The 12634-nt window shown below is 63.6% G+C and carries 11 protein-coding genes; 2 read left to right on the top strand and 9 right to left on the bottom strand.

Going from position 1 to position 12634, the window contains the following annotated elements; all coding sequences use genetic code 11:
* Positions 1-76: 76 nt before the first annotated feature.
* Together ftsH and QT382_RS01945 are read right to left on the bottom strand one after the other, a co-directional pair.
* The gene (gene ftsH / locus QT382_RS01950) at positions 77-1978 is read right to left on the bottom strand and encodes an ATP-dependent zinc metalloprotease FtsH (protein ID WP_289252361.1); all 1902 of its coding nucleotides are present in this window, start codon (positions 1976-1978) and stop codon (positions 77-79) included.
* Between the two features lie 141 nt (positions 1979-2119).
* On the bottom strand, positions 2120-2773 hold the full coding sequence (locus tag QT382_RS01945; RefSeq protein ID WP_289252360.1) for an RlmE family RNA methyltransferase: 654 nt from the start codon (positions 2771-2773) through the stop codon (positions 2120-2122).
* Between the two features lie 20 nt (positions 2774-2793).
* Here QT382_RS01945 and yhbY point away from each other — a divergent pair, with 20 nt between their 5' ends.
* Positions 2794-3270, top strand: a complete 477-nt coding sequence (yhbY, locus tag QT382_RS01940; protein ID WP_289252359.1) for a ribosome assembly RNA-binding protein YhbY — start codon at positions 2794-2796, stop codon at positions 3268-3270.
* Positions 3271-3290: 20 nt separating this feature from the next.
* Here the strand turns inward: yhbY and QT382_RS01935 are convergent, their stop codons facing one another.
* The 5 genes from QT382_RS01935 to QT382_RS01915 all read right to left on the bottom strand — a co-directional run bounded on the left by QT382_RS01935 (position 3291) and on the right by QT382_RS01915 (position 9328).
* On the bottom strand, positions 3291-3701 hold the full coding sequence (locus tag QT382_RS01935) for a DUF4149 domain-containing protein (protein WP_353957249.1): 411 nt from the start codon (positions 3699-3701) through the stop codon (positions 3291-3293).
* A gap of 28 nt (positions 3702-3729) precedes the next feature.
* Positions 3730-4206, bottom strand: a complete 477-nt coding sequence (gene greA / locus QT382_RS01930; protein WP_289252358.1) for a transcription elongation factor GreA — start codon at positions 4204-4206, stop codon at positions 3730-3732.
* Positions 4207-4297: 91 nt separating this feature from the next.
* Positions 4298-7564 (bottom strand): carbamoyl-phosphate synthase large subunit, encoded by a 3267-nt coding sequence (gene carB / locus QT382_RS01925; RefSeq protein WP_289252357.1) that lies wholly within the window; start codon positions 7562-7564, stop codon positions 4298-4300.
* A 13-nt stretch (positions 7565-7577) separates the two neighbouring features.
* Positions 7578-8738 (bottom strand): glutamine-hydrolyzing carbamoyl-phosphate synthase small subunit, encoded by a 1161-nt coding sequence (gene carA / locus QT382_RS01920; protein WP_289252356.1) that lies wholly within the window; start codon positions 8736-8738, stop codon positions 7578-7580.
* A gap of 185 nt (positions 8739-8923) precedes the next feature.
* Entirely contained in the window at positions 8924-9328 is a 405-nt protein-coding gene (locus tag QT382_RS01915) for a GlcG/HbpS family heme-binding protein (protein WP_289252355.1), read from the bottom strand.
* A 112-nt stretch (positions 9329-9440) separates the two neighbouring features.
* Between QT382_RS01915 and QT382_RS01910 the strand changes: the two genes are divergently transcribed.
* Positions 9441-10136, top strand: coding sequence for a Bax inhibitor-1 family protein (locus QT382_RS01910; protein WP_289252354.1), 696 nt, complete (start codon positions 9441-9443; stop codon positions 10134-10136).
* Positions 10137-10187: 51 nt separating this feature from the next.
* On the opposite strand, the gene rlmD is transcribed toward QT382_RS01910, so the two are convergent.
* Positions 10188-11558, bottom strand: a complete 1371-nt coding sequence (gene rlmD / locus QT382_RS01905) for a 23S rRNA (uracil(1939)-C(5))-methyltransferase RlmD (RefSeq protein WP_289252353.1) — start codon at positions 11556-11558, stop codon at positions 10188-10190.
* A gap of 66 nt (positions 11559-11624) precedes the next feature.
* Positions 11625-12614, bottom strand: coding sequence for an RNA polymerase sigma factor RpoS (gene rpoS / locus QT382_RS01900; RefSeq protein WP_502929806.1), 990 nt, complete (start codon positions 12612-12614; stop codon positions 11625-11627).
* Between the last annotated feature and the right edge of the window lie 20 nt (positions 12615-12634).

The following is a 12634-nucleotide window of genomic DNA, read 5'->3' as shown; positions in this document are numbered from 1 at the left end:
GAGTCGAGTAAGGCTGTGTCAAAGAGAAACGGGGCCAGTCCTGAGACTGGCCCCGCTGCGGAAGCTAACCAGGGCCTCAGGCCGTGGCAGGCGCTCCATCGGTGCTGACCGAGGGACCGCCATCGGTGCGGCCCCCAGCCGGCGGTGTCCAGTCCTTGGGCGGACGCGGCGGCCGGCCGTCCATGATGTCGTCGATCTGCTCGCCGTCTATGGTTTCCCATTCGAGCAGGGCCTTGGCCATGACGTGCATCTTGTCCTGGTTGTCTTCGATCAGCTTGCGGGCGATCGAGTACTGCTCGTCGATGATCTTGCGGATCTGCTGGTCGACCTTGCGCATGGTCTCTTCGGACATGTTCGTGGTCTTGGTAACCGAACGGCCGAGGAAGACTTCGCCTTCGTTGTCGGCATAGACCATGGGGCCCAGTTCGTCGGTCATGCCGTAGCGGGTGACCATGTCACGGGCGATGGCCGTGGCGCGCTCGAAGTCGTTGCTGGCGCCGGTGGTCATCTGGTTCATGAACACTTCTTCGGCAATGCGGCCGCCGAACAGCACCGAAATCGTGCTCAGCATGCGGTCCTTGTCCATGCTGTAGCGGTCGCCTTCCGGCAGTTGCATGGTCACGCCGAGTGCACGACCACGCGGGATCACCGTGACCTTGTGGACCGGATCGGTCTTGGGCATCAGCTTGGCCACCAGGGCATGGCCGGCCTCGTGATAGGCGGTGTTCTTGCGCTCTTCCTCGGGCATGACCATGGACTTGCGCTCGGGGCCCATCATGATCTTGTCCTTGGCCTTTTCGAAGTCCTGCATCTCGACCACGCGGGCATTGCGGCGCGCGGCGAAAAGGGCGGCTTCGTTGACCAGGTTGGCCAGGTCGGCACCGGAGAAGCCCGGCGTGCCGCGAGCCAGGATGTCGGCCTTGATGTCTTGGCCCACCGGCACCTTGCGCATGTGGACGTTCAGGATCTGCTCGCGGCCACGCACATCGGGCAGGGTCACATAGACCTGGCGGTCAAAGCGGCCAGGACGCAGCAGGGCCGGGTCCAGGATGTCCGGACGGTTGGTCGCGGCCATCACGATCACGCCGAGGTTGGTCTCGAAGCCATCCATCTCGACCAGCATCTGGTTCAGCGTCTGCTCGCGCTCGTCGTTGCCACCGCCCAGGCCCGCGCCGCGATGGCGACCGACCGCGTCGATTTCGTCGACGAAGATGATGCAAGGAGCGCTCTTCTTGGCCTGCTCGAACATGTCCCGCACCCGGGCGGCGCCGACGCCGACAAACATCTCGACGAAGTCGGAGCCCGAGATCGAGAAGAACGGCACCTTAGCTTCGCCGGCAATCGCCTTGGCCAGCAGCGTTTTGCCGGTGCCCGGAGGGCCGACCAGCAGTACGCCACGGGGGATGCGGCCGCCCAGCTTCTGGAATTTCTGCGGATCCTTCAGGAAGTCGACCAATTCCTTGACCTCTTCCTTGGCCTCGTCGCAACCAGCCACGTCGGCAAAGGTGGTCGAGTTGTTGGCCTCGTCCAGCATGCGGGCCTTGCTCTTGCCGAAGCTGAAGGCACCGCCCTTGCCACCGCCCTGCATCTGGCGCATGAAATAGATCCAGACGCCGATCAGCAGCAGCATCGGGCCCCAGCTGATCAGGAGGCCAAGCAGCATGCTCTGCTCCTCGCGCTGCTTGACGCTGAACTTGACGCCGTTGTTCAGCAGGTCGCCATAGAGGCCGCGGTCGTACGGCGGCGCGATGGTCTTGACCGCCTTGTCGTCGGTGCCCAAGGCCACGATCTCGGTGCCGCTGGCCGTTTCCTGCAAGGTAACCTGCTTGATGCGGCGAGCCCGGACTTCGTCGATGAAGTCGGAGTAGCCGATCTGGTTGCCCTGGCTCGTGCCTCGATCGAACTGCTTGACGACGGTGAACAGCACCAGGGCGATCACCATCCAAACAGCTATCTTCGAGAACCACTGATTGTTCACCGCGACTCCTTCAATTCGATTCCATTGGCCCGACCCGGTTGGGCGGGCGATGCACGGCAGTTGGGGTTGATTCTAGGTCAGTCAAGTCCCCATCCATGATTGGCAATCCCATTCACAGCGATAGAGATTTGACGCAAATCGTCACTTCAGGCCGATGCCGACCAGGAAAGTCTCAGAGGAACGGTCCCGGGAGGCCTTGGGCTTGATCGGCTTGACCTTCTTGAAACTTTGCTTGAAAAGCTCGACCAGCTCGTTGTAGCCGCTGCCGTGGAAGACCTTTGCCACCAGGGCCCCGTCCGGCTTCAGGTGATGCTGGGCGAAATCTATTGCCAGCTCGATCAGGTGCTCGATACGGGCGGCGTCCGTAGTCGCGATCCCGGAAAGATTGGGCGCCATGTCCGAGACCACCACATCCACCGGCCGCCCGGCCAGCGCGTCCTCCAGTTGCTTGAGCACGGCTTCCTCGCGGAAGTCGCCCTGGATGAACTGAACCCCTTCGATGGGCTCGAACTCCAGCAGGTCCAGCGCAATGATGGTGCCGTTTAGCGCGCCGACGCCAGCGCCTTCGGGTGCAAAGCGGCGCCGCAGGTATTGGCTCCAGGCACCGGGCGCGGCCCCCAGATCCACCACCACCTGCCCGGGCCGGATCAGCTTCAGCTCCTCGTCGATCTCCTTGAGCTTGTAGGCGGCGCGGGCCCGATAGCCCTCTTTCTGGGCCAATTTCACATAGGTATCGGAGACATGGTCATGCAGCCAGGCCTTGTTGACTTTCTTGCTCTTGGTTTGAGTTTTCATGTTGCACTGATAATGCGCGAATGCCTGCGATTCAATTGACCCCTGCCCAGCGCAAGGAAAGACGTGCCGACGCCCACCATCTCGACCCGGTCGTGATGATAGGCGGGGACGGCCTGACGCCCGCCGTCGTCAAGGAAACCGACGCCGCCCTGAAGGCCCATGGCCTGATCAAGGTGCGCGTACTGTCCGACGACCGCGAGAACCGCGAGTCCATCCTTGCCGCGCTGGCCGACCAGCTCGACGCGGCCCCAATCCAGCACATTGGCAAATTGCTGGTGCTGTGGCGCCCGATGCCCGAGAAGGTCAAGGCCGAACGTGAAGACGCCCGGCCGGGCCCCAGGGAAGTCAAGATCGTCAAGTTCTCCAAGAGCGGCAACAACCGCCCGCAGATCAAGAAGGTCCAGGTGCTGGGCAACCAGCGCGTCGCCCAGGGTGGCGAAATCAAGCGCGCCAAGCGCAAGATGACCAGTACCAAGAAATCCAGCCAGAACAACTGAGCCGGCAGCAGCCCGCCCGCTCAGGCCTTGGGCGCACCACCGGCGCGCCAGGCCAGCAACAGCACGGCGAGCAGCTTGATCACAAAGAAACCGCTCGAAATGGCGTGCAGGGCACCGAAAGACAAGCTGCCCTGCCCCACTCGAGCCGCCTCCATGGCGGGTTGCACCCCATAGAACCCGGCAGCAGTGCAGAAGAGCGCTAGCAGCGGGAGCAGCAGTCCAACACTCATGACCTGGCCGCCCTGATCGCGCTGCAGGCGACGTTCCATCATCACCAGCAACAGACCCGCCGCCAGCGAGACCTGGGCATCCAGCTCGAACAAGCCCCCGACATACTTGCCGGCCTGGGCCCGCTCCAGCACCGCAAAAGCTATGGGCGCGGCCGTGGTGGCGACGCACAAGAGAAAGCCGCCCCAGAGGGCGGCCAGCAAGAATCGGGCTCGGGCCAGTGTGTCCACGTCAGACGTAGCGGACTTCGACGATTTCGTAGCGCTTGACGCCGCCGGGCGCCTGCACCTCGGCCACGTCGCCGGCTTCCTTGCCGATCAGGGCGCGGGCGATCGGCGAGCTGATCGAGATCAGGCCCAGCTTCAGGTCGGCCTCGTCGTCGCCGACGATCTGGTAGGTCACCTCGTTGCCGCTGGCTTCTTCTTCAAGATCGACCGTGGTGCCGAACACCACCTTGCCGCCGGCGTCGACAGCCGACGGGTCGATGACCTGGGCGGCCGCCAGCTTGCTTTCGATCTCGAGGATGCGGCCTTCGATAAAGCCTTGCTTGTCCTTCGCCGCCTCGTATTCGGCGTTCTCGGACAAGTCGCCCTGGGCGCGGGCTTCTGCGATGGCCTGGATCACGGCATGGCGTTCGACCGACTTCAGTCGTTGCAGTTCTTCCTTGAGCTTTTCAGCGCCGCGCTTGGTCAATGGGATCGTGGCCATGAGTCTAGAAACCTTGAATCACAAAATGAATCCGCCGCTGCGGCCCGGGAGGCCCCCAGGCTGCTGCGGCGGAATCGTGTAGGCCTGGATTTTAGGCGAGTTCGGCGTGCAGTTCCTGCAGGGATTGCACCAACAGCCCCTCCTGGTGCTTCATGCCTTCCACCGCCGCCTCACAACCGGCCATGGTCGTGTAGTAGGTGATGCGGTTGGCCAGGGCGGCCTGGCGGATGTAGCGACTATCGGCGATCGCAGTGCGGGTTTCGTCCACGGTGGTGAACACCAGCTGGATTTCGCCGCCCTTGATCATGTCGACGATGTGCGGCCGGCCGTCCTTGATCTTGTTGACGAACTGGGCCGGCACGCCGGCTTCCTGGATGGCTGCCGCGGTGCCACGGGTAGCCACGATGCCGAAGCCCAGCGCGTGCAGGTCCTTGGCCACCTTGATGGCGCGGGCCTTGTCGGCGTTCTTCACCGTGATCAGCACATTGCCCTGGCGCGGCAGGCGCGAACCGGCGCCCAGCTGGCTCTTCAGCATCGCTTCGCCGAAGGTGCGGCCGGCACCCATCACCTCGCCGGTCGAACGCATTTCCGGGCTCAGGATCGGGTCCACGCCAGGGAACTTGTTGAACGGGAAGACGGCTTCCTTGACGCTGTAGTACGGCGGCACGACCTCGCGCGGCACTTCACCCTTGCGATCCTTCTGGTCCTTCAGCTTGACGCCAGCCATGCAGCGCGCGGCGATCTTGGCCAGTTGCTGGCCGGTGGCCTTGGAAACGAAAGGCACGGTCCGCGAGGCCCGCGGGTTCACTTCCAGCACGTAGACGGTGCAGGCCGACAAGCCCTTGGTCACGTCGCCCTGGATGGCGAACTGCACATTCATCAGGCCGACGACCTTCAGGGCCTTGGCCATGGCGGCCGTCTGGCGGCGCAACTCGTCCTGGATGTCCGCAGCCAATGTGTACGGCGGCAGCGAGCAAGCCGAGTCGCCGGAGTGGATGCCGGCCGCCTCGATGTGCTCCATGATGCCGCCGATCATCACGTCGGTCCCGTCGCTGATGCAGTCGGCGTCGACTTCAACGGCGTCTTCCAGGAAGCGGTCCAGCAGCACTGGAGACTTCTCGGAGACGCGCACGGCTTCGCGCATATAGCGCTCCAGGTCCTTGTCGCCGTGCACGATTTCCATCGCGCGGCCGCCCAGCACATAGCTCGGGCGCACGACCAGCGGATAGCCGATTTCGTTGGCCAGGGACACGGCCTGCTCTTCCGTGCGCGCCGTCCGGTTCGGCGGCTGCTTCAGACCCAGCTCATGCAAGAGCTTCTGGAAGCGCTCGCGGTCTTCGGCCATGTCAATGGAGTCAGGGCTGGTGCCGATGATGGGCACACCAGCGCGCTCCAGGTCCAGCGCGAGCTTGAGCGGCGTCTGGCCACCGTACTGCACGATCACGCCGACCGGCTTTTCCTTGTCAACGATCTCGAGCACATCTTCCAGCGTCACCGGCTCGAAGTAGAGGCGGTCGCTGGTGTCGTAGTCGGTCGACACGGTTTCGGGGTTGCAGTTGACCATGATGGTCTCGTAGCCGTCTTCGCGCATGGCGAGAGCGGCGTGGACGCAGCAGTAGTCGAACTCGATGCCCTGGCCGATGCGGTTCGGGCCGCCGCCCAGCACCATGATCTTCTTCTTGTTCGTTGGCTCGGCTTCGCATTCCTCGTCATACGTGGAATACATATAGGCCGTCTCGGTGGCGAACTCGGCGGCGCAGGTGTCCACGCGCTTGTAGACCGGGCGCACGCCCTGGGCCCAGCGTGCATTGCGGATCTCGTGCTGGTTCGTGCCCAGGAGCTTGGCCAGGCGCTTGTCCGAGAAGCCCTTCTGCTTCAGGAGGCGCAGCTCTTCGGTCGAGAGGCTCGCCAGCGTGCGGCCGACCAGCGACTTCTCGATCTTCACCAGCTGTTCGATCTGGGCCAGGAACCAGGGGTCCACGGCCGTCTCCTCGAACACTTCTTCGAGGCTCATGCCGATGCGGAAGGCGTCGGCCAGGAAAAGGATGCGCTCGGGGCCGGGCTCGCCGATTTCCTGGATGATTTCCTCGCGGTCGCTGGAGCGCTCGGTCAGGCCGTCGATGCCGGTCTCCAGGCCGCGCAGCGCCTTCTGGAACGATTCCTGGAAGCTGCGGCCCATGGCCATCACTTCGCCCACCGACTTCATCTGCGTCGTCAGACGCGAATCGGCCATCGGGAACTTCTCGAAGGCGAAGCGCGGGATCTTGGTGACGACGTAGTCGATCGAGGGCTCGAACGAAGCCGGGGTCACGCCGCCGGTGATGTCGTTCTTCAGCTCGTCCAGCGTGTAGCCCACGGCCAGCTTGGCCGCGATCTTGGCGATAGGGAAGCCGGTGGCCTTGGAGGCCAGCGCCGAGGAACGCGAGACGCGCGGGTTCATCTCGATCACGACCATGCGACCGTCGCGCGGGTTGATCGAGAACTGCACGTTGGAGCCGCCGGTGTCCACGCCAATTTCGCGCAGGATGGCGATCGAGGCGTTGCGCAGCAGCTGGTATTCCTTGTCGGTCAGCGTCTGGGCCGGGGCCACGGTGATCGAGTCACCGGTGTGGATGCCCATCGGGTCCAGGTTCTCGATCGAACAGACGATGATGCAGTTGTCGGCGCGGTCGCGCACGACTTCCATCTCGTACTCTTTCCAGCCGATCAGCGATTCTTCGATCAGCAGCTCGTTGGTCGGCGAGAGGTCCAGGCCGCGCTTGCAGATCTCTTCGAACTCTTCCGGGTTGTAGGCGATGCCGCCGCCTGTGCCGCCCAGCGTGAAGCTGGGACGGATCACCATCGGGAAGCCGCTGCCGCCGATATCGGCATGGATGCGCTTTTGCACGCCCCAGGCTTCTTCCAGCGAATGTGCGATGCCGGAGCGGGCCGAGCCCAGTCCGATCTTGGTCATCGCGTCCTTGAACTTCAGGCGGTCTTCGGCCTTCTCGATCGCGTGCTCATTGGCACCGATCATCTCGACCTTGTACTTCTCCAGCACGCCGTGCTTGTGCAGGTCCAGCGCGCAGTTCAGCGCGGTCTGGCCGCCCATGGTGGGCAGCACCGCGTCCGGGCGCTCCTTGGCGATGATCTTCTCGACCACCTGCCAGGTGATGGGCTCGATATAGGTGACGTCGGCCGTGTCCGGGTCCGTCATGATCGTGGCCGGGTTGCTGTTGACCAGGATGACGCGGTAGCCCTCTTCGCGCAGCGCCTTGCAGGCCTGGGCGCCGGAATAGTCGAACTCGCAGGCCTGGCCGATGATGATGGGGCCGGCGCCGATGATGAGGACGCTCTTGATGTCGGTACGTTTTGGCATGGTGTGCTCCCGTTCAGGCCTTGCTCATCAGACCGATGAAGCGGTCGAACAGGTAGGAAATGTCGTGCGGGCCGGGGCTGGCTTCCGGGTGCCCCTGGAAGCAGAAGGCGGGCTTGTCAGTGCGGGCCAGGCCCTGCAGCGTGCCGTCGAACAGGCTGATGTGCGTGGGGCGCAGATTGGCGGGCAGCGAGTCGGCGTCGACCGCGAAGCCGTGGTTCTGGCTTGTGATCGAGACGCGGCCGTTGTCCAGGTCCTTCACCGGATGGTTGGCGCCGTGGTGGCCGAACTTCATCTTGAAGGTCTTGGCGCCGCTGGCCAGGGCCATGATCTGGTGGCCCAGGCAGATACCGAAGGTCGGGATGCCCGATTCGATCAGCTGGGCTGCGGCCTTGATCGCGTAGTCGCAAGGTTCCGGATCGCCGGGGCCGTTGGAAAGGAACACGCCATCGGGTTCCAGGTCGAACACGGCGCTCGCCGGCGTCTGCGCCGGCACCACGGTGATCTTGCAGCCGCGCGAAGCCAGCATTCGCAGGATGTTGCTCTTGACGCCGAAGTCGTAGGCCACGACGTGGAACTTCGGAGCGGTCTGCTCGTCATAACCTTTGCCGAGCGTCCATTCGGTCTGCGTCCAGCGTTCGCTGTCGGTACGGCTTACTACCTTGGCCAGATCCAGGCCGGCCATGCTCGGAGCGGCCTTGGCCTTGGCAATCGCATCGGCAATGTGGGCTTCGGTGATCTTCTCGCCGGCCGGCAGCGCCAGGATGCAGCCGTTCTGTGCGCCGGTCGTGCGCAGCACGCGGGTCAGGCGGCGGGTGTCGATGTCGGCGATGGCGACCGTGCCCTCGTCCTTCAGGTACTGGACCAGGCTGCGCGACTTGCGGAAGTTGGAATCAAGGACCGGTGCTTCCTTGATGATCAGGCCAGCGGCATGGATCTTCTTGGCCTCGACGTCCTCGTCATTGACGCCGTAGTTGCCAATGTGCGGATACGTCAACGTGACGATCTGCCTGCAGTAGCTGGGGTCGGTGAGGATTTCCTGATAGCCGGTCAGCGAGGTGTTGAACACCACTTCGCCAACCGTGTGGCCAGCGGCGCCGATGGCGCTGCCCTTGAAGACCGTGCCGTCTGCCAGGGCAAGAATCGCGGGGGGATGATTGAGCAGATCGGGCAGCACGGGTAACTCCGTTATTGTGCGCGCGCCCAGCTCTGCTCCGAGATCGACCGCAGCGCGGCCGAGGAGCCTGAATCCGGTAGGGGAAACGGGGGGAGTTTCGCTTGGGTGCGGTGGGTTTCGGGTAAACCTGTGGAGTATATCCGAGCAGGGTTATCCCCGAGCCCCGCGGCCTGGTAAAACTTTCGTCAAACGAGCGCCGCAACACCAGCTCGGGCGACCTGCGCATCCTCGATGGACTTGACACCACTGACACCAACGGCACCAGCACAATGGCCTTCGACCAGGATAGGAACACCACCTTCAAGAAGGCCGTTCAAGCCGGGCGCGCTGAGGAAGGAAACGCGTCCCTGGTTGATCATGTCCTCGTAGACCTTGGACTCCCGACGCCCCAAAGCCGCAGCATGGGCCTTGGCCGGCGCAATCTGGGCCGAAGCCGGCGAGGCACCGTCCAGACGCTGCATCCACAGCAGATGGCCACCATCATCGACGATGGCAATGGTCACCGCCCAGCGGTTGGCCAGAGCCTCGGCCTCGGCTGCAGCGGCGATCCGCTTGACGTCATCCAGGCTGAGATAGGGTTTCTGGTTCATGAGGTGCTCTTGAATTCCGAGGGAAAGCGCGCACTTTAGCCGGGCGGATCCACGCGCGCGAGCTTTGTTCGTGCGCCTAGAATTTCAGCATCCAGTTCCCTGTGGAGGAATCATGAACGAAAGCCTGCAAACTCAATACGGCCAAGGCTATGACACTGACCTTGCCGCCCAGCAGCAGCGCGTGCTGCGCAACACCTATTGGCTGCTGGCCCTGTCCATGGTGCCGACCGTTTTGGGCGCCTGGGTGGGCGTCAGCACTGGCATCGTGGCCAGCCTGGGCATGGGCATCAGCACCCTGGTGTTCTTCGTCGGCGCCTTCGGCCTGATGTACGTGATCGAACGCACCAAGGAGTCAGGCGCTGGCGTGGTCGCTCTGCTCGGCTTCACCTTCTTCATGGGCCTGATGCTGTCGCGCCTGTTGATCCCGATTCTCGGCTTCCGCAACGGCGCGTCGTTGATCATGACCGCTTTCGGCGGCACGGGCGTCATCTTCGCCGTCATGGCCTCGCTCGCCACCGTGGTCAAGCGCGACCTTTCGGCCATGGGCAAGTTCCTGTTCGTCGGCGTGCTGCTGATGATCGTGGCCGGCCTGGTCAACCTGTTCCTGCAGTCCAGTGCCCTGATGCTGACCTTGATGGTGCTGTCCATAGCGATCTTCTCAGCCTTCATGCTCTACGACATCAAACGCGTGATCGATGGCGGCGAGACCAACTACATCAGCGCAACACTGGCTATCTACCTGGACCTGTACAACGTGTTCCAGAGCCTGCTGTCGCTGCTGGGCATTTTCGGCGGCGAGCGCGACTGAACGTCTCGCCCATGGAATGAAGAACGGGGCCCTAGCGCCCCGTTTTGCTTTTCAGTCCCGCTCGAAGACCGCAATGCTCTCAACATGCGACGTGTGCGGGAACATGTTCACCGCACCGGCTGAAGTACAGCGATAGCCGCCCACGTTGACCAGCAAACCCGCATCGCGCGCCAGCGTGGCCGGGTTGCACGATACGTAGACGATTCGTCGTGGCGGCATCCAGCCAGCGGCCAGCGACGGATCCTCGTGGATGTCGGCCAAGGCCTTGGCCAGCGCAAACGCGCCTTCGCGCGGTGGATCGACCAGCCAGCGGTCGGCATTGCCGTCAGCCGCCAGCAACTGCGGCGTCATCTCGAACAGGTTGCGGGCCACGAAGCTGGTCTTGTGGTCCAACCCGTTGCGCTTGGCGTTCTCTCGAGAACGCTGCACGAGCGCCTCACTGCCCTCGATGCCCAGGACTTCACGGGCCTGCGTCGCCAGCGGCAGCGTGAAGTTACCCAGACCGCAGAACCAGTCGATCACCCGCTCGCCCGGCTGCACGTCGAGCAGCCGCAGCGCGCGCCCGACCAGCACCGTGTTGATCTTGTGATTGACCTGAGTGAAGTCGGTCGGCTTGAAGGGCATGAGCACACCGAACTCGGGCAGCTGATAGGCCAGTTCGGGCCCGCCTTCGTCCAGCAGATGGACCGTATCCGGCCCCTTGGGCTGCAGCCACCACTGCACCCCATGCTTGGCAGCGAAAGCGCGAAGCCTCTCTTTGTCGGTGTCCGGCAGCGGGTTCAGGTGACGTAGCACCAGGGCGATCACCAGACCTTCGTTGCGTTCCCCTATGGCCAGCTCGATCTGAGGCAGCCGATCACGCTCGTCCATCGAGGCGATCAGCTCGCGCAGCGGCATCAGCATTGCGCTGACGACCTCGGGCAGCACCTTGCAGACCTGCATGTCTGCCACATAGCGGCTCTTGCGCTCGTGGAAGCCAACCAGCACCACACCCTTCTTGGCCACGTAGCGAACCGACAGGCGAGCTCGGTAGCGATAGCCCCAGGCAGGGCCTTCAATAGGCCGCAGCAGCGTCTCTGCCTTGACCTTGCCCAGGTGCCAGAGGTTGTCTTCCAGTACCCGCTGCTTGATGGCCACCTGGCCGGCCGGATGCAGATGCTGCATCTTGCAGCCGCCACAGGCGCCTGCATGAAGACCGAAATGGGGGCAGCCCGGCTGAACGCGCTGCGAGCTTTCGCGCCGCATCGCCGTCATCTGGGCCTGCTCCCAGTTGTTCTTCTTTCGGCCGGCCTGCTGGACCTGGACCTCTTCACCGGGGAGAGCACCTTCGATGAAGACGACCTTGCCTTCGCTGTTTCGAGCAACGCCCTGCGCTTCCAGGTCGAGCGCATCGACCTTGAGCCATTCCAAACTTTGAGTCATGCGGGCAATTATCTCTTTGGCCGCCAGGCCGACTTTGGGCTTGGCCCAGCAAGCAAAGCCCGCCGCCTAGAAGATCGCGTCCCGATTGATGCCGTGGCGCATCATGTTTCGCTTGAGCTTGCCCAGCGCTTCGATCTGGATCTGGCGGATGCGCTCCCGCGTCAGCCCCAGGCGAATCGCCAGCACGTCCAGCGTCTCGGGCTCGCGGTCGCTGAGTCCGTAACGCCCGGCCAGCACCTCACGCTCGCGATCATTAAGGGTCGCCAGGCCATGAGCCAGCAACTCCTCCAGCTCATGACTCAGGCGCAGGCCCATGGGATCGATGGCCTGCTCGTCGGCCACCAGGTCCATCATCGACTCACCGCCCTCGCCATTGCGGTCCACCGGCGAATCGAGCGAGCTCGGAAGCTCGGCATAGGCCAGCAGTTCGGCCACCTCATCGATGGGTCGACCCAGGGCCGTGGCGATGTCTTCTGCCCGGACCACGCCCTCACCGCCGCGCTGGCTCTGCAGGGCCTCAAGCGCCCTTCGAGCCTTCAGCACATGGTTGAGTTCGCGGACGATGTGGACAGGCAGGCGCACCAGCCGCGCCTGATGCATCAGCGCGCGCTCGATGCTCTGACGTATCCACCAGCTCGCATAGGTCGAAAAGCGAAACCCACGCTCGGGCTCGAACTTGCCAATGGCGTGCATCAGGCCCAGGTTGCCTTCCTCGATCAGGTCGCTCATGGGCAGACCGCGTCCGAGGTAGTTCTTCGCGATGCTGACCACCAGCCGCAGGTTGTGCTTGATCATCGCCTGCCGGGCGTCAAAGTCACCGGCGCGGGCGCGACTCGCGGTTTCAAATTCCTGCTGAGAGCTCAGCAGCGGTGTACGACGGATGTCGCGCAAGTAAGCCTGCAGCGCGTTGCCCAATTCCACGTCGCCCATCGTCGCCGCACCGTTGCGAAGCAACTGGGCATCTTCGTCTTCGCCGTTGGGTTCGCGCGCGAGTCCTTCAGGAATGGGTTCCGGCGGCGCGACAGCGTGGTTCTGGTGCGGCGCGGCGGGCTTCATCGAGGCATCCCATCGTGATC

Source organism: Pelomonas sp. SE-A7 (genome assembly GCF_030345705.1).
GTDB lineage: Bacteria > Pseudomonadota > Gammaproteobacteria > Burkholderiales > Burkholderiaceae_C > JAUASW01.
This window is presented reverse-complemented; position numbering and strand designations above follow the sequence as displayed.